Source organism: Streptomyces sp. PH9007 (genome assembly GCF_059813725.1).
In genome coordinates this window covers 646117-667898 of record NZ_CM187440.1, presented here as the reverse complement: position 1 = coordinate 667898, position 21782 = coordinate 646117, and the positions used below count along the sequence as shown (strand labels likewise).

Annotated in this window: 20 protein-coding genes and 2 pseudogenes; 10 read left to right on the top strand and 12 right to left on the bottom strand. The window is 70.6% G+C overall.

All coding sequences use genetic code 11. The annotated features are described in order from the left end of the window. Positions 1-144 precede the first annotated feature (144 nt). Positions 145-1635, top strand: a complete 1491-nt coding sequence (gene nhaC / locus ACTFAP_RS02880) for a Na+/H+ antiporter NhaC (protein ID WP_400012627.1) — start codon at positions 145-147, stop codon at positions 1633-1635. Positions 1636-1687: 52 nt separating this feature from the next. Here the strand turns inward: nhaC and ACTFAP_RS02875 are convergent, their stop codons facing one another. The 4 genes from ACTFAP_RS02875 to ACTFAP_RS02860 all read right to left on the bottom strand — a co-directional run bounded on the left by ACTFAP_RS02875 (position 1688) and on the right by ACTFAP_RS02860 (position 5570). After that, positions 1688-3214 (bottom strand): MFS transporter, encoded by a 1527-nt coding sequence (locus ACTFAP_RS02875; protein ID WP_495684872.1) that lies wholly within the window; start codon positions 3212-3214, stop codon positions 1688-1690. Positions 3215-3327: 113 nt separating this feature from the next. Continuing rightward, positions 3328-3780: a MarR family winged helix-turn-helix transcriptional regulator gene (locus tag ACTFAP_RS02870; protein ID WP_400012625.1), complete on the bottom strand. Its 453-nt coding sequence runs from the start codon at positions 3778-3780 to the stop codon at positions 3328-3330. 68 nt (positions 3781-3848) lie between these two features. Beyond that, entirely contained in the window at positions 3849-5327 is a 1479-nt protein-coding gene (locus ACTFAP_RS02865; protein WP_400012624.1) for a cation:proton antiporter domain-containing protein, read from the bottom strand. A gap of 15 nt (positions 5328-5342) precedes the next feature. After that, positions 5343-5570, bottom strand: coding sequence for a cation:proton antiporter regulatory subunit (locus ACTFAP_RS02860; RefSeq protein WP_030727736.1), 228 nt, complete (start codon positions 5568-5570; stop codon positions 5343-5345). Positions 5571-5711: 141 nt separating this feature from the next. Here ACTFAP_RS02860 and ACTFAP_RS02855 point away from each other — a divergent pair, with 141 nt between their 5' ends. Together ACTFAP_RS02855 and ACTFAP_RS02850 are read left to right on the top strand one after the other, a co-directional pair. Then, on the top strand, positions 5712-8564 hold the full coding sequence (locus ACTFAP_RS02855; RefSeq protein WP_500468141.1) for an alpha/beta fold hydrolase: 2853 nt from the start codon (positions 5712-5714) through the stop codon (positions 8562-8564). Continuing rightward, entirely contained in the window at positions 8561-9418 is an 858-nt protein-coding gene (locus ACTFAP_RS02850) for an ABC transporter permease (RefSeq protein ID WP_500468140.1), read from the top strand. Before ACTFAP_RS02855 ends, ACTFAP_RS02850 begins: the two co-directional genes overlap by 4 nt. A 66-nt stretch (positions 9419-9484) precedes the next feature. Here the strand turns inward: ACTFAP_RS02850 and ACTFAP_RS02845 are convergent, their stop codons facing one another. The 3 genes from ACTFAP_RS02845 to ACTFAP_RS02835 are packed head-to-tail and all read right to left on the bottom strand — an operon-like array spanning position 9485 to position 10256. Beyond that, a complete protein-coding gene (locus tag ACTFAP_RS02845) occupies positions 9485-9868 on the bottom strand; it encodes a hypothetical protein (protein ID WP_046722863.1) in 384 nt (127 codons plus the stop codon). Further along, on the bottom strand, positions 9865-10077 hold the full coding sequence (locus ACTFAP_RS02840) for a hypothetical protein (protein WP_500468139.1): 213 nt from the start codon (positions 10075-10077) through the stop codon (positions 9865-9867). The genes ACTFAP_RS02845 and ACTFAP_RS02840 overlap by 4 nt, the downstream gene beginning before the upstream one ends. Next, the gene (locus tag ACTFAP_RS02835; protein ID WP_500468138.1) at positions 10074-10256 is read right to left on the bottom strand and encodes a hypothetical protein; all 183 of its coding nucleotides are present in this window, start codon (positions 10254-10256) and stop codon (positions 10074-10076) included. Before ACTFAP_RS02835 ends, ACTFAP_RS02840 begins: the two co-directional genes overlap by 4 nt. Positions 10257-10528: 272 nt before the next feature. On the opposite strand from ACTFAP_RS02835, the gene ACTFAP_RS02830 reads away from it, so the two are divergent. The 3 genes from ACTFAP_RS02830 to ACTFAP_RS02820 all read left to right on the top strand — a co-directional run bounded on the left by ACTFAP_RS02830 (position 10529) and on the right by ACTFAP_RS02820 (position 12383). Next, on the top strand, positions 10529-11416 hold the full coding sequence (locus ACTFAP_RS02830) for a helix-turn-helix domain-containing protein (protein WP_500468137.1): 888 nt from the start codon (positions 10529-10531) through the stop codon (positions 11414-11416). Continuing rightward, the gene (locus ACTFAP_RS02825; RefSeq protein ID WP_500468136.1) at positions 11403-11603 is read left to right on the top strand and encodes a DUF397 domain-containing protein; all 201 of its coding nucleotides are present in this window, start codon (positions 11403-11405) and stop codon (positions 11601-11603) included. The genes ACTFAP_RS02830 and ACTFAP_RS02825 overlap by 14 nt, the downstream gene beginning before the upstream one ends. A gap of 96 nt (positions 11604-11699) precedes the next feature. After that, complete coding sequence (locus tag ACTFAP_RS02820) at positions 11700-12383, top strand: DUF4291 domain-containing protein (protein WP_500468135.1); 684 nt, start codon at positions 11700-11702, stop codon at positions 12381-12383. A 29-nt stretch (positions 12384-12412) separates the two neighbouring features. Here the strand turns inward: ACTFAP_RS02820 and ACTFAP_RS02815 are convergent, their stop codons facing one another. Beyond that, positions 12413-13093, bottom strand: a complete 681-nt coding sequence (locus tag ACTFAP_RS02815; protein ID WP_390119941.1) for an NAD(P)H oxidoreductase — start codon at positions 13091-13093, stop codon at positions 12413-12415. 110 nt (positions 13094-13203) lie between these two features. On the opposite strand from ACTFAP_RS02815, the gene ACTFAP_RS02810 reads away from it, so the two are divergent. Then, a complete protein-coding gene (locus tag ACTFAP_RS02810; protein ID WP_500468134.1) occupies positions 13204-14133 on the top strand; it encodes an AraC family transcriptional regulator in 930 nt (309 codons plus the stop codon). A gap of 286 nt (positions 14134-14419) precedes the next feature. Further along, complete coding sequence (locus ACTFAP_RS02805; protein WP_500468133.1) at positions 14420-16711, top strand: glycoside hydrolase family 9 protein; 2292 nt, start codon at positions 14420-14422, stop codon at positions 16709-16711. A 92-nt stretch (positions 16712-16803) separates the two neighbouring features. Here the strand turns inward: ACTFAP_RS02805 and ACTFAP_RS02800 are convergent, their stop codons facing one another. Further along, positions 16804-17874 carry a sporulation protein gene (locus ACTFAP_RS02800; RefSeq protein ID WP_500468132.1) on the bottom strand — a complete coding sequence of 357 codons (1071 nt, stop codon included), beginning with the start codon at positions 17872-17874 and terminating at the stop codon, positions 16804-16806. 468 nt (positions 17875-18342) lie between these two features. On the opposite strand from ACTFAP_RS02800, the gene ACTFAP_RS02795 reads away from it, so the two are divergent. Then, on the top strand, positions 18343-19539 hold the full coding sequence (locus tag ACTFAP_RS02795) for a cation:proton antiporter (RefSeq protein ID WP_400012741.1): 1197 nt from the start codon (positions 18343-18345) through the stop codon (positions 19537-19539). 16 nt (positions 19540-19555) lie between these two features. Here ACTFAP_RS02795 and ACTFAP_RS02790 read toward each other — a convergent pair whose 3' ends face one another. The 3 genes and pseudogenes from ACTFAP_RS02790 to ACTFAP_RS02780 form a co-directional block, all read right to left on the bottom strand. Next, a complete protein-coding gene (locus ACTFAP_RS02790; RefSeq protein ID WP_390119930.1) occupies positions 19556-20275 on the bottom strand; it encodes a DedA family protein in 720 nt (239 codons plus the stop codon). Positions 20276-20402: 127 nt separating this feature from the next. Next, the gene (gene uppS / locus ACTFAP_RS02785) at positions 20403-21146 is read right to left on the bottom strand and encodes a polyprenyl diphosphate synthase (RefSeq protein ID WP_500468131.1); all 744 of its coding nucleotides are present in this window, start codon (positions 21144-21146) and stop codon (positions 20403-20405) included. A gap of 245 nt (positions 21147-21391) precedes the next feature. Further along, positions 21392-21664: pseudogene (locus ACTFAP_RS02780) on the bottom strand (type II toxin-antitoxin system PemK/MazF family toxin); the annotation flags it as partial. Between ACTFAP_RS02780 and ACTFAP_RS02775 the strand changes: the two are divergent. Further along, a pseudogene (locus ACTFAP_RS02775) lies at positions 21658-21782 on the top strand (IS701 family transposase); the annotation flags it as partial. The pseudogenes ACTFAP_RS02780 and ACTFAP_RS02775 overlap by 7 nt on opposite strands.

Below are 21782 nucleotides of genomic sequence, written 5' to 3'. Positions count from 1 at the left end.
AGGTCATCCCTTGAGGAAGCGCTGTGGATTGAGACTGTGCCGGGGGCCAGGCTGCCCGTAGCGTACCGGTCTATCAAAGACACCCCACCCGTTAATTTGTTGGTAACGCGTCTCCGGGTGCGGAAAACGAAAGTGGTGCCTCTTATGAGTACGCAGACCTCCGGGGAACCGGCGACGGCGGCCACCGCGAAGGAGCCGGGATTCGCCTATGCCGCCGGTTCCGTCCTTATCGTTGTCGCCATACTTCTCGTCGGATCCCTGGCATTCGACGCGGATATCCAGCTGCTGCTGTTCATTTCCATGGTCGCGCTGGTCCCCCTGGTGATGCGTCTGGGGTACAGCTTCGAGGACGCCGAGAATTTCGCATTCCGAGCGATACGCAGCGTGCTCGGTCTCATCATGATTCTGATGGCGGTGGGCGCGCTCATCGGCTCCTGGGCGGAATCCGGCACCATCCCGGCCCTCGTGCACCTGGGCCTGTCGGTGCTCTCCCCGCAGTTCTTCCTGCCCACCACGCTGCTGCTGTGCATTCTCGCGTCGATGGCCACCGGGACCTCCTGGGGCACCATCGGCACGGTCGGCGTCGCCATGATGGGGGTGGGGGAGGGGATGGGCTACCCGGTGGCGATGACCGCCGGCGCCATCGTCTGCGGCGCCTACTTCGGCGACAAGATGTCCCCGTTCTCCGACTCGACCAACCTCAACGCCGCCCTGGTGGGCACCGACCTCACCAGCCACATCCGGCATCTGACCTGGACCACCGTCCCGACCATCCTGCTGTGCGGCGGCATCTTCACGGTGCTGGGGTTCACCACCTCGCACGGCCGGGGCACCGTCGCCGAGGCCGAGGCCATCAACGCGGCGCTGGCGGAGAACTTCTCCCTGGGCCTGCCGGCGTTCCTGCCGATCGTCGTGGTCCTGGTGCTGCTGCTGATGCGCAAACCGGCCTGGCCCTCGATCTTCGTCGGCGCGCTCACCGGGGCCCTGGTCGCGGTGCTCTACCAGGGCGCCTCCGTCAGCGACACGCTGTCCGTCCTGTACAACGGCTTCGTCCTGGAGACCGGCACCGCCACCGTGGACTCGCTGGTCTCCGGCGGCGGCGTCATGTCGATGATGGGCATGGTGGCCCTGTTCCTGTTCGCCATCGGGATGGCCGGGCTGCTCACCGGCTCCGGGATGCTGCTGGCACTGATCACCCCGACGCTGCGCTGGATCACCACGCCGCGCCGGCTGATGGTCTCCAGCATCTTCCTGGTGCCCACGCTGGTGGCGCTGGGCGGCTCGTTCAGCTTCGCCGCCGTGATGTCCGGATCGCTGCTGCTGCCGCTGTACCACAAGTTCGGCCTCGACCCCAGGAACCTCTCCCGGATCCTGGAGGACTCCGGCACCGCGAACGACCCGGTCTTCCCGTGGTCCAGCGGCGGGGTCTTCGTCGCCGGAGTGCTGGGTGTGTCCACCCTGACGTATCTGCCGTTCTACTTCTTCGTCTTCCTGTCGATGGCGTTCTCGCTGCTGTACGCGATCACCGGCTGGAAGGTGCCCCGCGCCGAGCGGTCCGCGCAGCTGGAGCCGGACGGGGAGGCGGGGGAGGGGCCGGTGTCCGCGCCCCACGCGCCCGCCGCCTCCACCCGCTGATCCAGGGGCCCGCACCCGCCACCGGACCGTCTCCTCCCGGCACCGCCGCCGCTCAGGAGGAGGCGGTCCCGCTTGCCTGCGGCGCCTGCTGGCTGCCGCGCAGCGCGACCTCCTTGATGAACAGCGTGATCACGAAGGCCAGCACCGCCGCCGGGGCGCCGAAGAGGAACACGTCCCCGACCCCGTGCCCGTACGCCGTCTCCAGCACCGCCCGCAGCGGATCGGGGAGCTGGCTCAGGTCCGGGATGCCACCGCCGGCGACCACCCCGTCACCGGGGTCCACGCCCAGCTGCGCCAGACCGTCCCGGGTGTACTGACCCACCCGGTTGGCGAGCACCGCGCCCAGCGCCGCGACGCCCAGGGCGCCGCCGAAGGAGCGGAAGAAGTTGACCACCGAGCTGGCGGCGCCCAGGTCGGAGGGCTGCACCTGGTTCTGCGAGGCCAGCACCAGGTTCTGCATCATCATGCCGATGCCCAGACCCAGCAGCGTCATGAAGACGGCGACCTGCCAGTACGCGGTGTCGAACCGGATGGTGCCCAGCAGCAGCATCCCGGAGCTGATCAGCAGACCGCCCGCGACCAGCCAGTTCTTCCACTGCCCGGTGCGCGAGATCATCCGCCCCGAGACGGTGGAGGACAGCGACAGGCCCAGGATCATCGGGATCGTCATGACCCCCGACATGGTCGCGGACTCGCCGCGCGCCAGCTGGAAGTACTGGCTGAAGAAGACCGTGCCGCTGAACATCGCGATGCCCACGAACAGGGACGCCAGCGAGGAGAGCGTGATCGTACGGTCCCGGAACAGCCGCAGCGGCATGATCGGGTCACTGGCCCGCGACTCGGCCAGCACGAACAGCAGGCCCAGCAGCACCGAGCCGCCGGTCATCACGGCCGTCTGCCACGAGGCCCAGGCGTACGAGTCGCCGGCCAGCGTGATCCAGATCAGCAGCAGGGAGACGGCGCCGGACAGCAGCAGCGCGCCCAGCCAGTCGATGCGCACCTTGCGCCGGACCACCGGCAGCTTCAGGGTGCGCTGGAGCACCACCAGGGCGACCGCGGCTATCGGCACCCCGATGTAGAAGCACCAGCGCCAGCCGAGCCCCGGGGTGTCGGTGATGACCCCGCCGATCAGCGGCCCGGAGACGGTCGCGGCGGCGAAGGTGGCGCCGAAGTAGCCGCCGTACCGGCCGCGCTCGCGCGGGGTGGTCATGGCGGCCATGATGATCTGCGCCAGCGCGGCGAGCCCGCCCACGCCGATGCCCTGCACCACCCGCACGCCGATCAGCGTCGCGGAGTTCTGCGAGAGCCCGGCGATCACCGAGCCGGTGATGTAGATGATCAGCGCCAGCTGGATCAGCAGCTTCTTGTTGAAGAGGTCGGCCAGCTTGCCCCACAGCGGCATGGAGGCCGTCATGGCCAGCAGCGTCGCGGTGATGACCCAGGTGTACGCGCTCTGGCCGCCGCCGAGGTCCGCGATGATGTGCGGCAGCGCGTTGGTGACGATGGTGGAGGAGAGGATGGCGGCGAACATGCCGAGCAGCAGCCCGGACAGCGCCCGCAGGATCTCCCGGTGCGTCATGGCGGCGCCCTCCGGCGCGGCCCCGTGCGGGGCGGCGGCGGGGGCGGCGTCGTGACGCGCGGGAGCAGGACGAGGTGAGGACATAACGCTTCGGGTGCTTCTTCCCTGGTTGGTTACTCCGCCGGCTTGGTGCGGCAGCTGTCGAAGCTTGTCCGCAGGCGGATCAGCAGTTCAATGAGGTGTCTGACGTCGGTGTCCGACCAGTCGGCGAGATAGCGGGAGAGCGCCTCGGCGTAGCGCTGGGTCAGTTCGGCCAGCAGCTCCTCGCCGCTGTCGGTCACCCGCAGCAGCCGGGACCGTTTGTCGTCCGGGTCCGGCGTGCGCTCCACCCAGCCGCGCTCCACCGCGTGTGTCGCGTAGCGGCTGGCGACCGAGATGTCGACCCCGATCAGGTCGGCGAGCCCGCCCATGCGCAGTTCCCCCTTCCGCGCCAGGATCGAGATCAACGCCAGCGTCGCCGGGGGACAGTCGTGCGGCAGGGATCGCCCCATCTCCCGGTTGATCGCTCCCACGGCCCACAGATGGCGGCCCAGCTCCGCGTAGGAACTCGTTGCTTGCTCGGTCACGGATTCGACCGTACGACAAGTTGCTTGCTACATGTAAATGCTTTGGTGAAAGCTTGACCGGCGCTTCGTCAGCGCTTGGTGCCCAGGGGCGCCCGCACCAGGGTCTCGTCGATGAAGCACCAGCGCCAGTCCTCACCCGGCTGCGCCGACTGGATGATCGGATGGCGCGCCCGGGCCGCGTGGGTGCTGGCGTGCCGGTGCGGGGAGTCGTCGCAGCACCCCACGTAACCGCAGGTCATGCACAGCCGCAGCGCCACCCAGTCGCTCCCGGCGGCCACGCACTCCGGGCACTCCTCGGCATCCGTCCCGGTGACCCGGATCTGATCCAGATGCGTGCAGGAGGTGCTGATCGTCTCCTCACGCACATACGTCCAGTCACGGCGCAGCAGCCAGTCCGGCATCACCCGCGCCAGATAGCGCGAATGCGAAGCGAACAGCGGACTGAGCACCGCCAGCACCAGGACGTACAGCGCCACGAACGGGCCGATCCGCGCGTCCAGGCCGGCCGCCAGCGCGAGCGTGGCCAGAATCAGCGAGAACTCGCCGCGCCCCAGCACCGTCAGGCCGATGTTGGCCGCGCCGCGCTGGTTGAAGCCGAACAGCCGCGCCGTGACGATGCCCGCGCTCAGATTGGCGACCACGGTCACCACGACGGCGAGCGCCACCGGCACCGCCACCGCGCCCAGGTGCCCGGTGTCGATGCTCAGCCCGAACGCCACGAAGAACACCGCCGCGAACACGTCCCGCAGCGGTGTCACCAGCCGCTCCACCCGCTCCCGCAGCCGGGTGCGGGAGACCACCAGACCCGTCAGCAGCGCCCCGACGGCGTCCGAGACCCCCGCCTCCTGCGAGGTACCGGCCACCAGCACCACCAGGCCGATGGTGACCACCGCCAGCACCTCGTCCTCCCGGGAGTCCAGCACCCGCCCCACCACCCGGGCCCCGAACCGCGCCACCAGCAGCAGCCCGGCCAGCATCCCGAAGCTGATGGCGATGTCCCGGGCGATCCGGCCCGGGGTGTCGCCGGCCGACAGCACGGGGGCGAGCAGCGCCAGATAGAAGGCCAGGAACAGGTCCTCCAGCACGATGATCCCCAGGATCACCGGGGTCTCCGCGTTGGTCAGCCGGTGCAGCTCGATCAGCAGCTTGGTGACGATCGCGGACGAGGAGATGCCCAGCGCCCCGGCGATCACCAGCGCCGAGGACGCGCCCCAGCCCAGCGCGAAGCCGAAGAGCAGCCCGGCCGTCATGTTCAGCCCGATGTAGCAGCCCGCCGCCACCACCAGGCGGCGCCCGCCGCCCAGCACCTCGTCCACCGGGAACTCCACGCCCAGGTGGAACAGCAGCAGCACCAGCCCGAGCGCGGCGATCAGCGCCAGATCATCGGGGTGGGCGATCACGACCGGGCCCGGCGTACCAGGGCCCAGCGCGATGCCCACCAGCATGTAGCAGGGCACGGACGGCAGCCCGTACCGGCGGGCCAGCCGCGCCAGCAGCCCCGCGATCAGTACGGCGGCACCCAGGCCGAGCAGATCAGCTTCCGGCACCCGCCCGCCGCCTCCTCACGACTCGAAGAACGTCGCCGACAGCACCGCCCCGACCTTGCGTGCCTGCTCCTCCGTCAGCTCCAGGACCGCCGTCGGGTCGGCGGAGCGGGAGGTGAAGACGTACAGATCACGCATCCCGCCGGACCTGATCACCACCGACACCCGCTCGTCCTCGCGCTCCAGATCGATGTCGTACCGCTTCCCGACCCCCGGCAGATCCGTGACGTGCACACCCTGACCCATGCCCGGCCTCCCGGAATAGCCCGTGATGATCCGTAATGTCCCCCGAGTATCACCCGGCGGATCAACCAGCAGGGGGCGGGCGGGGTCCCTCCGGGTGATCGGTTAGGTTGGTGATCCGCCCGTGGAAGGAACCCCGTGCCCATGACCCCTCCTAGGCCATGGCGGCGCGGGCGGCTGCTCGCGGGTGCCGCAGCCCTGGCCGCCGTCCTCGTCGGAGCCGGCACCTGGACCGTCGCCGCGGGGGACGGCGGACCCGATGTGCACCGCCAGGACCGGATGGCCGAGATGCCGGACGGGGACGGCGACTCCATAGGGATCGACACCTCCTACTTCACCGCCGGTGACCCCGGCACCCCCCGCCCCGCCGTCCTGCTGGCCCACGGCTTCGGCGGCAGCAAGGACGACCTGCGCGGCCAGGCCGAGGCACTCGCCCGCGACGGCTACGCGGTCCTCACCTGGTCCGCGCGCGGCTTCGGCGACTCCGGCGGGCAGATCGGCCTGAACGACCCCGACGCCGAGGTCGCCGACGTCAGCCGCCTCATCGACTGGCTCGCCCAACAGCCCGAGGTCCAGCTCGACGCCGAGGGCGACCCCCGGGTCGGCATCAGCGGCGACTCGTACGGCGGCGCCATCTCGCTGCTGGCCGCCGGGCACGACGACCGGGTCGACGCCATCGCGCCCCGCATCACCTACTGGAACCTCGCCGACGCGCTCTTCCCCGACGGCGTCTTCAAGAAGCTGTGGGCCGGGATCTTCTTCACCACCGGCGCGAGCGAGAACGGCGCCCCCGGCTGCGGGAACTTCGCCGCCGACCTGTGCGCGATGTACGAACGCGTCGCCGTCACCGGCGCCCCCGACGACGAGGCCACCGCGCTGCTCACCGAACGCAGCCCGTCCGCCGTCGCCGACCGCATCGACGTCCCCGCCCTCATCGTGCAGGGCCAGCACGACTCACTCTTCCCCCTGGACCACGCGGACGCCATGGCCGAGGCCATCGAGGCCAACGGCGCCCCGGTCGCCGTCGACTGGACCTGGGCGGGACACGACGGCGGCGTCTCCGAGAGCGGCCGGATCCAGGACCGCGTCACCGCCTGGTTCGACCACTACCTCAAGGGCGAGGAGGGCACCGACACCGGACCGGCCTTCCGGGTCACCCGCATCTCCGGCATCGACACCACCAACGGCGACACCAACCTGCGCGGCGCCGAGGCCGACACCTACCCCGGCCTGCACGGCGACCCGCGCCAGGTGGAGCTGAGCGGGGAGCCCCAGACCTTCGCCAACCCGGCCGGCGGCACCCCGCCCTCGATCTCCGCCGTCCCCGGCCTCGGCTCGCTCAGCGGGCTGTCCACCCTGGGCCTGGGCCTGGCCCTGGACTTCCCCGGCCAGACCGCGAGCTTCGACTCCGCACCCCTGACCGACACCGTCCGGGTCACCGGCTCGCCCGGCGTCCGCCTGCACATCGCCTCGGACGCCCCCGAGGCGGTGCTCTTCCTCAAGGTGTACGACGTCTCCCCGGACGGCAGCACCCAGTCGCTGCCCGCCCAGCTCGTCACCCCCGTGCGGGTGAGCGGCACCGACGGGGAGGGCACCACCGTGGACCTGCCGCTCCCCGCCATCGACTACCCCTTCGAGGCGGGCCACCGCATGCGGCTGGTGGTCTCCACCACCGACCTCGGCTACGCCTCCCCGGCCGACCCGGCGATCCACACCGTGGCCCTGGCCGGCGACCAGGGCCTGACCGTCCCCACCGCGCCGCAGACCGCCCTGCTGCCGGCCACCCTCACCTGGTGGACCTGGGGCCTGCCCCTGATCGCCGCGGCGATCGCCGCCGCCCTGCTGCTGACCGGCCGCCGCCGCACGACCACGCCGCCCGCCGGTGCGGCCCCGGCCACTGCGGCGAGCGGCACGCCGGACGGCGACGCTGCGGACCACGACGCGAGGGACGGTGACGCGACGGCGGCCACCGCGACCGGCGCACCCGCCGCACCGGTGCCCGCCCCGGCCACCGCCGCCCACGACGCCCACGACGCCCACGGCACCCACGACACCGCGCCCGGCACGCCCGCCGGCACCGAACCCGCACCGCTGCGCATCACCGGTCTCACCAAGCGCTACGCGGGCGCCAGCGACCGCTACGCCGTGCGCGACCTCGGCTTCTCGGTCGAACGCGGACAGGTCCTCGGCCTGCTCGGCCCCAACGGGGCGGGCAAGACCACCACCCTGCGCATGCTCATGGGCCTGATCACCCCCGACGCCGGGGAGATCCGGGTCTTCGGACAGCGCATCACCCCTGGCGCCCCGGTCCTCTCCCGGGTCGGCGCCTTCGTCGAGGGCGCCGGCTTCCTGCCCCACCTCTCCGGCCGCGCCAACCTCGACCTGTACTGGCGCGCCACCGGCCGCCCGGCCGCCGACGCCCACGTGGCGGAGGCGCTGGAGATCGCCGGCCTCGGCGACGCCCTGGAACGGGCGGTGCGCACCTACTCGCAGGGCATGCGGCAGCGGCTCGCCATCGCCCAAGCCATGCTCGGGCTGCCGGACCTGCTGATCCTCGACGAGCCCACCAACGGCCTCGACCCGCCGCAGATCCGCGAGATGCGCGAGGTGATGATCCGCTACGCGGCGGCCGGCCGCACCGTGATCGTCTCCAGCCACCTGCTGGCCGAGGTGGAACAGACCTGTACCCATCTGGTCGTCATGGACCGGGGACAGCTCGTCCAGGCGGGACCCGTCGCCGACATCACCGGCACCGGGGACACCGTGCTGGCCACCCTCGCCCGCCCGGTGCCCGACGCCCTGACCGACAAGATCGCCGACCTGCCCGGCGTGGCCGACGTCCGGTCCACCGACGACGGTCTGCTCATCCGGCTGGACGGCATGACCTCCACCGAACTCCTGCCCGAACTCGTCCGGCTGGAGGTCCCGGTGTCGGCCATCGGCCCGCACCGCCGTCTCGAGGACGCCTTCCTCACCCTGATCGGAGGCGCGGCGTGATCGCCCCGACCGACACCGTGGTTGCCCCCGGCTACAGCCCCCGCCGCACCCTCCCGCTGCGGGTCGAGGCCGCCAGGCAACTGCGCCGCCGCCGCACCCAGGTGGTGGCGGGCATTCTGATCGCGCTGCCGTTCGTGGTGGCCATCGCCTTCGCCATCGGCGGCGGCCGGGAGGACCGTTCCGCGCCCAGCATCATGGACGTGGCGACCGTCTCCGGCCCCAACTTCGCCATCACCTGCCTCTTCCTGTCCGCCGGCTTCCTGCTGGTGCTGCCGGTGGCGCTGTTCTGCGGCGACACCGTCGCCTCGGAGGCCGGCTGGTCCTCACTGCGTTACCTGCTGGCCGCGCCGGTGCCGCGTTCGCGGCTGCTGGCCAGCAAGCTCACCGTGGCACTGCTGTTCAGCGCCGCCGCGATGGTGCTGCTGCCCCTGGTGGCGCTCGGCGTGGGAACGGCGGCGTACGGCTGGGGACCGCTCCAGCTGCCCACCGGCGGCAGCATCGCGGCGGGCGAATCGGTGGGCCGGATCGCGCTGATCACCGGCTATGTGTTCGTGAGCCAACTGGTCACCGCCGCGCTCGCGTTCTGGCTGTCCACGGTCACCGACGCCCCGCTGGGCGCGGTCGGCGGCGCCATCGGCCTCACCATCGTGGGCAACATCCTGGACGCCATCACGGCGCTCGGCGACTGGCGTGAATTCCTGCCCGCCCACTGGGCCTTCGCCTGGCTGGACGCCCTCCAGCCGCAACTGGAGTGGACCGGCATGCTCAAGGGCGCCTCGGTGTCGGTGTCCTTCGCGCTGGTGCTGTTCGCCCTCGCCTTCCGGGGCTTCCGCACCAAGGACATCGTCTCCTGAACCGGACATCGCCTCCGGAGCCGGCACCGGGCCGGGAGCGTGCGCGCTCCCGGCCCGGCGGCCTTCTCACCGCGCGGAACGCCCCGTGATGACCCGTTCCCACAGCCGTCCGAGCGCCGTACGCGGGCGCCGGTGCCGTCCGCGCCGATACCGTACGGGCCCCGGCCACGGCGTCTCATCGGCTGCCAGGTACAGCGGGACCCGTATCCCCGAACCGTCCACCGGCGCGTCCGTCATGGCCTCGCCGTAGTCGATGATCGTGTGGTGCAGCCGGTCCACGCACTCCTCGCAGGCGTACAGCGGGGCGTGGTGGCCGGTGGTCCTCGCCTGTCCCAGCCACAGCACCCAGGTGTGCCGGTTCCCGCACCACAGCCAGCAGCGCCCGAGCACCCACTCCGAGCGGTCCCCCAGCCGTGGTGGGACGGGCCGGGTGCCGGCCGCCGTGATCACCGGCGTCCCCGGCGGCTCGTGCGGGTCGCGTTCAGCCGCGACCGGGAGTGCAGCGTCAGCGCCTCCCCGGTGGCGAACTCCAGCCGCCGCCCGCCCCGGGTCGTCAGCACCAGGTCGACCACCACCAGCATCCGGCCGCCGACCGAGATCACATCCCCGACCAGTACGGTCTCGGCGGTGATCTCCACCGCCTCGGGCCACCCGCTCACCGCGCACCCCCACCGAGCGCCCGGCCACCGCTCTTGATGCCGAGCCCGGTCTCACTGGAAGCGTTGATGTGCCGGACCTTCTCCCGCAGTTCGGTGTGGTCGTCATCCTCCGGCGGCAGCTCTTCGGCCTCGTCCGGCTCTTCGCCGTCCTGTACTCGCTCCGGATTCACGGTGTGCACCAGGGTTCACCTGCCATGGATCAGCCCGGCGCAGCCGGGCACGTGCCGGCCGACGCGGAGCAGTGCGGCACCGATGGCGCGTCAAAGTGACGCGAAGTCACGGCACTTGTACACCGAGCGACGGCGCCATTAGAGTGCCCTCTGGGGAAGTGGAATTGCAAGACTTCAGATTCTCTTTTTCGCTAGGTTGACGTGTCTTTCAAATAGGGCTCAATGGGTCCTTCATTTTTAGTGCCGGCAGCCTTGCACAACGAGGACGGAAAGGGGGCCCGATGCCAGCGGCAACCACTGGTTCGACCGTGCCGAGGCGGCAACTCGGTCGGTATCTCAGGGATCTGCGGGGGCAGGCACGCCTTACGGTCAGGGCAGCGGCTCGCGCTCTGGAATGGTCGGAACCCAAACTGTGGCGCATCGAGACGGGGCAGACCTCGCTCCGCAGTCTCGACGCCAAGGCGATGTGCGAAATCTACGGCGCGGACGCCGAGATGACCGAAATCCTGATGGGACTGGCGAAGGAGACCAAATCCCGAGGGTGGTGGCACGCCTACGGTGATGTGGTGCCCGACACCTTCGACCTCTACATCGGGCTGGAGGAGGCCGCAGACCGGATCGACTGGTACGAGCCCGAACTTGTGCCGGGGCTGCTCCAGACCGAGGACTACGCGAGGGCTGTGATGCGCACCCACAACCCCGCAGCGACCCCGGAGGAGATCGACAAGCGAGTCACCCTCCGCAAGGCCCGCCAGATGTTGCTCACGCGAGTCGTGGCGGCTCCCGCGCTGCAGATTGTGATCAACGAGGCCGTGTTGCGCCGTCCGGTGGGCGGAAACCGACTGATGGCGGAGCAGGTCGCACGCATCGGGGAAGCCTCTGAGTTGCCCAACGTGGCATTGCGCGTCGTGCCGTTCTCGGCTGGGATGCACATGGGCGCGTTGACGGGTCAATTCACGATCCTGCGTTTTCCGGGGAACGGAGAGGGCAAGGAGACTGAGCCGCCCACCGTGTACGCAGACGGTTTCACGGGAGACTTGTACTTGGACAAGCCGGCGGAAGTGGAGCGGTACGCCGGCGCCTTCAGCGACATCTGGACCGCTTCACTTGACGAGCAGGCGTCCCGGCGCCTGATCTCGGACGTGGCAGGGAGTTATGAGCGAGGTTGATCTGAGGACTGCGGCGTGGTTCACGTCCAGCTACAGCAACGGCCAGTCCAGCTGCGTGGAGGCGGCCTTCGTGGGCCACCGGGTCGCGGCGCGGGATACCAAGCATGAGGGCAGCGGCCCGGTGCTGATCGTGGGGGCGAACGCCTGGGCGGCGTTTGTCGCCGGGGTTGCCGGTCAGGCCGTCTGATCGTGCTCCCGTGCGCCGTGTGGGGAGCCGGCCCCATGGGTCGGCTCCCCACACGGACGCCCGCAGGCCCGGGCACCAGGGGCACCGGGTAAATCGATGGCGTGGGCCGCCAGATGTCACAAGGCTGGGCGGGTGACAACACCCAGGTACGAGATCCGCGCCCAGCACACCGTCACCACGGTCACCGTCTACCAGGCGTACGCACCAGCCATCGGCCTGCCCGCCGCCCGGGACGGACGTTTCCCCGCGACCTGGAAGCGGGACCGGATGACGTGGATCAAACCGTCCTTCCTGTGGATGATGTACCGCTGCGGCTGGGGCACCAAGAACGATCAGGAGACCGTCCTGGCCGTCGAGATCACCCGCGAGGGCTTCGCATGGGCCCTGGAGCACGCCTGCCTCTCCCACTACGCGTCCGGGATCCACCCCGACCACGCCACCTGGAAACGGCAGTTGCGTGACACTCCGGCCCGGGTGCAGTGGGACCCCGAACGCGACCTGTGGCTGAACCCGTTGCCCCACCGTTCTCTGCAACTCGGCCTCACCGGCGAGGCCGCCCGCCGCTACGCGGACGCGTGGACGGTCTCCATCACGGACGTCACCGACCTCGCGCACACCGTCCACGCCCACGTACGGGCCGGAGAGCTGGACGCGGCCCGTGCTCTGCTGCCCGAGGAACGTCCCTATCCCGTGCCCGATGGCTTCCTGCGCCACCTCCGCCCCGAACTGCCCGCCTTCCCCGCTCCCACCCCGGACCCGGTACCGGCACCGACCGCCTGAAGGGCTCGGACCCTCGGATCCGGAGGCCGTCAGGCCGCGACTGGTTCGTCCGCGAGGAACTCCTCCACGAACTTCCGTGCCCGACGGTCGAAATCGGTGTACTGCGCCTCCCGCTCGGCCCCGGAGACCGCTTCGCCGACCAGCAGATTGCCCTCGGCGTCGATGCGCTGCGGTCGCTCCTCCGCGCCAAGGAGCAAACCCACGGTGGAGCGGGAGAAGCCGCAGTAGTAGGCGATGCTGTCGTTCAGGTTGGTGTCGAGGACGGACTGCATCGACTCCGCGCTGGGGTCGTCGGCGGTGGCGCCGGCCAGGCCCAGCCACAGCACGCGCTTGCCCGCCAGGCGGGGCTTGCTGCGACCGTAGGCGAACCCGTAGTTCCATACGCGGTCGATCCATCCCTTGAGGACGGCGGGCACACTCTGCCAGTACACCGGGAAGACGGCGACGACGACATCGGCGTCGAGGATCCGCCGCATGTGGGCGTGCGTCTCGTCCGAGTACGGCTTCTCCCGGTTGCCCCATTCCGGCTGGTCCTCCACGTTCATCCGCGGGTCGAACCCCTCGGCGTGCAGGTTGAGGAGGTCGATGCGGTACCCGGCGGCCTCGAGCTGGGCAGCCGCGCGGCGGGCGGTGTGGGCGGTGAGGGAATCGCTGCGGTGGTGCGCGACGACCACGAGGGCCGTCCTGGTGTCACTGCTGTGCTGCGGCACGGTGTCTCCCGAGGGCTCAATCTGTGCGGTGAGTCCAGTACAGCCGTGGCCCCGTGGATGATCCATGGGAGAAACTCTCCAGGACATAGGAGATCGTCTACGATCACGCTGTGGATCCCCTGAGTTCACTGCTGAGCGGTATCCGGGCCGAGGGCTCGGTCGTCAGCAATGCCGTCCTGACGGAGCCCTGGAGCATCACCTTCGCCGACGCCGCTCCGCTCACCATGGTCAGCATGCTGCGCGGTGGCGGCACGCTGCTGCTGTCCGACGGCACCGAGCGGGCGATCGGGGCGGGCGACACGGCCATCGTCCGGGGCCCCGCGCGGTTCCGCCTTGCGGACAAGCCCGCCACTGTCCACCGCCCCCACACGGCGTACGAGGTCAACTGCTTCACCGCGGACGCCGCGTGCACTGCCCAGGAACTCGACGGCATCCACTGGGGCGCCGGACCGGAGGGAGCGACCGCCCTGATCGTGGGCGCCTACCGCGCCTCGGGGCACCGCCACGAACGGCTCCTGCGCGCCCTGCCGCCCGTCCTGGTCATCGCCGACGACACCGATGTCTGCGCCTGGCTGGAGAGCTCCGCCGCCGACGCCGCCCGGCTCTCCGCCGGTTCGCAGGCGCTGATGGACCGGCTCCTCGACTGGGCGCTGGTCTGCACGCTGCGCACCTGGTTCGACCGGGCGGGCGCCGACGCGCCCGGCTGGTACCGCGGCCTCGCCGACCCGGTCCTCGCCCCCGCCCTGCACGCCTTCCACGGGCGGCCCGCCGAGAGCTGGACGGTCGCGTCGCTGGCCGCTCAAGCCGGCGTCTCCCGGGCACTGTTCGCCCGGCGCTTCACCGAGCTGATGGGCCGTCCGCCCCTCACCTACCTCACCGAGTGCCGCATGGACGACGCCGAGTCACTCCTGGCCGACACCGACCTCAGCATCGCCCAGATCGCCAAGACGGTCGGCTACGCCGACGCCTTTGGCTTCAGCGCCGCCTTCAAGCGCCACAAGGGCCTCAGCCCCAGCACGTTCCGCACCACGGCGGCATGAGTCACGGTCCGCGGCCGCAAGGACGCGGGCCGCACGCTCCGGACCGCAGCACGACACCGAGACGTCGTGCCGGAGCCCGGGCGTCGACGATCCGGTGCGGCGGGGCAGCCGACGGTCGGGGCAGGTGAGACGGCTGTCGCCGTATGGAACGGTCAACGGAGTCCGCACCGGGGGGCGTCCGATGCCTTGACGGGGAGGCGGAGCACCCCGACGATGCGATGGGAGCGCTCCCATCCAAGGGGACCGCTCCCCCCACCCCCCACCGATCCGTGGAAGGACAAGAGCCGTGTCCTCAGCACCTTCCGGACGCCATCGCAGACGCCGGCTGCCGCTGGCGGCCGTCACCGTCACCGCCCTGCTGGCCGGGGCCCTCACCGCCGTCACCACCAGCGCCGGCGCCGAGGAGCCGCCCGAACTCATCGTCAACGGCGACTTCTCGAACGGCACCGCCCCCTGGTGGTGGACCCCGGATAGCCCCGCCGCCGTCTTCGACGGACAGCTGTGCGCCGACGTGCCCGGCGGCACCCTGAACGCCTGGGACGCCATCATCGGGCAGGACGATCTTCCGCTCACCGAGGGCGAGACGTACTCCCTCACTTACACCGCGACCGCCTCCGCCCCGGTCGCCATCCGCAGCCTCGTCCAGCTGGCCGAGGAGCCCTGGACCACCGAGCTGGCCGCGGTGGACCCCATCGGGTCCGACCCCGAGCCGGTCACCCACGTCTTCACGGCCAAGAACGACCACACCGCCGCCCAGCTGGCCTTCCAACTCGGCGGCCACCAGCAGCCGTACACCTTCTGTCTGGATGACGTCTCGCTGCGCGGTGGCGCCGAACCCCCCGTGTACGAGCCGGACACCGGATCGCCGGTGCGCGTCAATCAGGTCGGCTACCTCACCGACGGGCCCAAGCGGGGCACTCTGGTCAGCGACGCCACCTCGCCCCTGAGCTGGTCCCTGCGTGACGCGGACGGTACGGAGCTGGCCACCGGCAGCACCACGCCCGTCGGCGTCGACCCCACCTCCGAGCAGCACGTCCACACCTTCGACCTGGGGGCGTTCGCCGAACCGGGGGAGGGGTACACGGTCGCGGTCGACGGGGAGGTGAGCGAGCCGTTCGCCATCGGCGACGACCTCTACTCGACGCTGCGCACCGACGCGCTCGCGTACTTCTACCACAACCGCAGTGGCATCGAGATCGAGGCGCAGTACGTCGGGGAGCAGTACGCCCGCCCCGCCGGGCACCTGAACGAGGGCGCCAACCAGGGCGACTTCGAGGTGCCCTGCCGCCCCGGCCAGTGCGACTACACCCTGGACGCGCACGGCGGCTGGTACGACGCGGGCGACCACGGCAAGTACGTCGTCAACGGCGGCATCTCGGTGGCCCAGCTGATGTCCTCCTACGAGCGCACCCTGACCGCCGAGGGCGCCGACGGCGACGCGCTGGGGGACGGCAGCCTCGCCATCCCCGAGCAGGGCAACGGTGTCCCGGACATCCTGGACGAGGCACGCTGGCAGCTGGAGTTCCTGCTGCGGATGCAGGTCCCGGCAGGTGAGCCGCTGGCCGGCATGGCGCACCACAAGCTGCACGACCGCGAGTGGACGGGCCTTCCGCTGCGGCCCGACCAGGACCCGCAGCCGCGCGAGCTGGCCCCGCCGTCCACCGCCGCCACGCTCAACCTGGCGGCAGCGGCGGCGCAGTGCGCCCGGCTGTACGCGCCCTACGACGCGGAGTTCGCCGACCGCTGCGCGAGCACGGCCACCTCCGCCTGGCAGGCGGCGCTGGCGAACCCGGAGCGGTACGCCTCCCCGACCGACGGGCAGGGCGGTGGCGCGTACGACGACTCCGACGTCCGGGACGAGTTCTACTGGGCGGCGGCCGAACTCTTCGTCACCACGGGCGAGGACGCCTACCGTCAGGCGCTGCTCGGGTCGGAGCTGCACGGCGACGTCGACGCGGTCTTCCCGCGCAACGGGCTCTCCTGGCAGTCCACGGCCGGTCTGGGCGCGCTGAGCCTGGCCACCGTGGACAGCGAGCTGCCGGCCGCCGAACTGGCGGACATCCGTGGCCTGCTGATCGAGGCGGCGGACGGGTTCGCGGCCGACTCGGCGGGCTCGGCGTACGGGGTGCCCTACGACTCGCCGGACGGCGGCGGCTACTTCTGGGGCTCCAACAGCCAGGTCCTCAACAACATGGTGGTGCTGGGCACCGCTTACGATCTGGCCGGCGATCCCGCCCACCGGGACGCGCTGCTGCGCGGCTTCGACTACCTGCTGGGCGCCAACCCGCTGAACCTGTCGTACGTCACCGGGTACGGCGAGCGGTACGCGCAGAACCAGCACCACCGGTTCTGGGCGAACCAGCTGAACCCCGCGCTCCCGAACCCGCCGCCCGGCAGCGTGGCCGGCGGCCCCAACCAGGAGCTCCAGGACCCGGTCGCGGAGGAGCGGCTGGCCGGCTGCGCCCCGGCGATGTGTTACATCGACCACATCGAGTCGTACGCGACCAACGAGGTCACCATCAACTGGAACGCGCCGCTGGCCTGGGTGGCGTCCTTCGCGGACGACCTGACCGGCTGATGGCTGACCGGCCGGCCGGCGCGATCCGGCCGGCCGGGGGCGGGGGCACGGAGCGGTTCGCGCCGCCCCGTGCCTCCACACGCCGGTCCCGCTTACTCCTCGTCGCCGCCGAAGTCCTCTTCGGCGGCCTCGACGTCGCCGCCGTCGTCGCCGTCCATCATCTCGCCGATGGCGTAGGCGCCGAGGGCGCCGACCGCGACACCGGCCGCCGCACCCGCGACGACCCCGCCCATCCCGGGCCCGGAGCGCTGCGGCTGCTGCCCCGGGTAGCCGCCCTGCGGGTAGCCCTGCTGGTAGCCACCGTGCGGGTAACCCCCTTGCTGGAAGCCGCCCTGCTGGCCGCCGTACCCCATCGCGCCGCGCTGCTGCTGGCGGGTGGCCAGCTGCTCGATCCAGGACGCCACCTCGGCCGTCCAGTCACGCTGCTCGGCGTCCGCGTGCGAGGCGCCGAAGCGCAGCAAGGTGTCCTGCCCGCCTTGTCCGAAGAAGCCGCCGCGCTTGTCGGCCTCCAGGACGACCTCGACGCCACCCGGGGTGGTGAGGAATGTCACCTCGATCTCGCGCATCACGTGCGCGTACTGGGGCGACGGGTTGAGTTCGATCTCCTGGTAGAAGGGCAGGCTCTGACCGGTACCCGGAATGTGTCCCAACTCCAGGTCAGCGGTGCGGAAGCCGAAGCCGAGGGTGCCGAAGGCCTCCAGGATCTTCTCCTGGAGGGGCAGCGGGGCCACCCGCATCGGGTCGAGGTCGCCCTTGTCCTTGGCGCCGGACACGGCCAGTTCGGTACGGACGCCGAGGACGACCCCCAGCGGCTGCCCGTACAGCTCGGTGATGGGGGTCTCCCACGGGAGATGGACGGTGAAGGGGATGGAGCGCTGTTCTTCCTGGCCCAGACGGAATCCGCCGCCGACCGTGATCTGGTCGAAGGCGACGAAGCCCTCGGCGTCGCGGCCCCCGACGCCCTGGCCGTCGGCCTCGACGCGGGCGACGAGGTGGAGGGTGATGTGATTGATGTCCGTCTCGGCGGAGCCGCCGCGCAGTTCGACCCGTCCGGTCAGGGCGCCGCCCGGCAGCACGGCGAGGCCCTGCGGCCCGCCGTCCAGGACCGTGTCCACCGTGGGGCCACCCACTCCGAGGGCTCCGAGCAGCTTCTTGAACACCATGTCGGCGTTCTCTCCTTCGTGTTGTTCATGAGGGATGAGCGTCCGTCCCCGGGGGGACTGCACATCCGGGCACGAACACAACTAACCTGCACCGCGTCGCCGTTCCCGTCGCACGGGCGCGCGGAAGTTTTCGGCCATGGTGTGTGTTTCCCTGTGTACGCGGGCCGGGCCGCCCACATCGGGGCATCCCGTGCACATGGGGTGCGATCCCCGGGTGCGGTGCGGACGCCCGTCTCTCCCTGTGAGCGTCCGTTGACCCGTGACGCAGGTCACGGGAAGAAAACCAGACCAAAAAATGGTTTGGTAAGCTAACTATTAACGCTTTCTTGACGCTCACTTGACCGAGACGTCCGGACGCCCAGGAGGAGACATCCACTTGACGACGCCCGCCCGCATCGGCTTCCCGTTGCTCCCGACCGTCACACCCCCCAGGTGACGGCCATGGGACATGCTGACACTCTGCTCGCCATGGGTGGCGCCTTCGTCGCCGCCGCGGTCCTGGCTCGCCTTGGCAGCCGCATCGGATTGCCGACCATCCCGCTGTTCATCCTCGCCGGAATACTTCTCGGACCCAATACCCCCGGCTTTGTCCTGCTCGACGACCCGCACGACCTGGAGATGCTCTCCGCCCTCGGGCTGGTTCTCCTGCTGTTCTACCTCGGCCTTGAGTTCCACATGGACGACCTCAAGACCGGTGGCAAGAAGATGGCCATCGCGGGTGGGATGTATCTCGCCCTGAACGTGGGCGCGGGTCTCGCCTTCGGTTTCATGATGGGCTGGGGCACCTCGGAGGCGTTCGTCTTCGCCGGTGTCCTCGGAATTTCCTCATCCGCGATCGTCACCAAGATCCTGGTGGACCTCGGGCGCATCGGTAACCCCGAGACCAAGCCGATCCTGGGCATCATCGTGGTGGAGGACATCTTCCTCGCCCTCTACCTGGCCGCCCTGCAGCCGATCATCTCCGGGGCCGACGGCTTCGGTGAGACCGCCCTGCAGATCGGCAAGGCCTTCGGCTTCCTGCTGCTGCTCGCCCTGGCCGCCCGTTTCGGCACCAAGGTCATCGGCAAACTGTTCGCGATCAAGGACAACGAGCTGCTGGTCATCTCGTTCCTCGGCGCGGCCGTCCTGGTGGCGGGCATCTCCGAGAAGTTCGGGGTGGCCGACGCCATCGGTGCCTTCATGGTCGGTCTGATCCTCGGCAGCACCGCTTCGGGCAGCCGGATCCGCGATCTGGTGCATCCGCTGCGGGACGCCTTCGCCGCGATCTTCTTCTTCGCCTTCGGTCTGTCCATCGACCCGGGCGACATGGGATCCGTCATCGTTCCGGTGCTGATCGCCGTCGTGATCACCGTCGCGATGAACCTGACCGCCGGTATCGTCGCGGCCCGGATCTACGGGTTCGGACCGCAACCCACGGCCAATGTGGGCACCACCTTGCTCGCCAGAGGAGAGTTCGCCCTCATCCTCGCCACCATGGCCGCCACGGCCGGGCTCGATCCCCGGCTGTCGCCCTTCATCGCCAGCTATGTGCTCATCCTGGCGGTGGTCGCACCACTGGTGGCCGGCCGCTCCCACTGGGTGGCCCGGATCCTCCCCGGCGGCCGCACGGCCAAGGAAGAGGCCGAGCGGCAACCGGAGGAAGAGCACGCCTCAGCGGGTCGCTGATCCGCGCGCGCGACGCTCAGCGTTTCGCATGGCGCCCCCGGCCATCGGCCGGGGGCGCGGTGCTTTCCGCGTCGCCGTCACCGGCACCGGCGAGCGCGGCCTCGCCCGTACGCCTGCTCGACCTGCGGGCCCGCCACAGCTCGATCACGATCGGCAGCACCGACAGGGCCACGATGCCGATCAGCATGAACTCGATGTTGGCCCGGACGAACTCGATCTGCCCCAGCGCCGCCCCCAGCAGCGTCACACCGGCGCCCCACAGGACGCCGCCGATGACGTTGTAGAGCACGAAGACGCGGTACTCCATGCGCGCCACCCCGGCGATGATCGGGGTGAAGGTGCGGACGATCGGCACGAAGCGGGCCAGGATGAGGGACTTGGGGCCGTGCTTGGCGAAGAACTCGCTCGCCTTGGCCACGTTCTCCTGCTTGAACAGCCGGGAATCCGGCCGGTTGAACAGCGCGGGCCCGACCTTTCTGCCGAAGAGATAGCCGACCTGGTCGCCAGCTACGGCGGCGATCACGATCAGGGTGCACACCAGCCACAGCGGGTAGTCGAGATACTGGTCGGTGGCGACCAGCAGTCCCGTGGTGAACAACAGGGAGTCACCGGGGAGAAAGAATCCGATGAGCAGACCCGACTCGGCGAAGACGATCACCAGGATGCCGATGAGGCCGAAGGTCGGGATGAGCCAGTCCGGGTCCAGCCACTGCGGCCCGAGAGCAAGAGAAACCATAAGAAGGAAACCCCTGAGGAGAAGCCCGGACACGACAGTCCTGGGCACTCGCCCCAGGCTACCAACGCATTTCCCACCCGGCCCGATTAAGACCGAGCCGGACGGGGAAGGATGGCGGGTCGGACGTTCATCCGCCGCGCCGCTTGTGGCGATCCGCATAGATCTGTACGGCCTCCCACAGGTGCCGCCGTTCGAAATCCGGCCACAGAACCTCCATGAACACCAGCTCGGCGTGCGCGAGCTGCCAGGGCAGAAAGTTGGAGGTCCGCCGCTCGCCCGAGGGCCGCAGAAACAGCTCCACGTCGCCGCTGTCGCCCTGGTACAGATGCCGCGCGACCGTCGCCTCGTCCACGGCCTCCGGACGCAGCGTGCCCGCCCCGACCTGCCGCGCGATCGCCGCCACCGCGTCCACCAGCTCCGCCTGGCCGCCGTAGTTCACACACAGATCCAGGGTCAGCCGCTCATTGTCGCGGGTCAGCTCCTCGATGGCCCGCAGCTCCCTGACGACGCCCTTCCACAGCCGCCCCGGCCGCCCCGACCAGCGCACCCGTACGCCCATGGCATGCAGCTCGGCGCGCTGCGCCCCCAGGGCCTGCCCGGCGAGCCGCATCAACGCGGACACCTCCTGCGGGGAGCGGCGCCAGTTCTCGGTGGAGAACCCGTACACCAGCACCTGCTCCACCCCGACCTCCAGCGCCGCCCGTGTCAGCTCGGGCAGTCGTCCGGCTCCCGCCCGGTGCGCCTCGCTGCGGGGGAGGCCGCGCTCCCGGGCCCAGCGGCCGTTGCCGTCCATGGCGACCGCCACCCGGCGGGGCAGTAACCCGGCGGGGATGCGGGGCGGCGAGTCGGTGTGCGGTGCGGTGGCGTTCATGGCCGGGAGCGTACCGCCGGCCGGGCCCGCGCGGTGGGCGGCCGGGCCGTCCCTTTCGGACGTCCGCGGAGCCGCGCCGGGGCCCGGCGATGCACGGCACCCGACGACGCGGCCCGATCCACGGAGGCCGAGAAAGGCGGGCCCAGTACTCCAGCCGTAGATCGTGATCTCGCTGGTGTGGGATGTCGGGGAGGTGGCCGGTGTTGATCACCTGGACGAGATACCCACACAGCCGGCGTTCGTCCTTACCGGCTTACCCCGGTCCACTGGCGCGGAGGGCGCCCCTTCATCCCGCTCAGCTTCGTGGCTGTCGTCGCGGTCCACGCCTGCGGTCCCCCAGCGACACGGAGGGCGTCTTCAATCTCGCCGAGCTTCACGGAGGGCAGCACGCTTGCCCGCTCGACCAGGTCGCCCCGGGACACGATGGTCAGCCACGTGCAAGGGGTGAAACCCGGACGCGGGAACGCGAACCGCAGCACGCCCTCGAAGGGCAGTCCTTCCTCGGCGCCCACAGCCACTGTTCATCGCCCTGATCGTTCACACGGTCCGCGACACCGCCCGCCGACTGCGATGGTCAACCCGGCGCCGACGCCACCAGGCCGCGCCCGCCGCAGTCACTGCCGCCGCCAAGCCGCC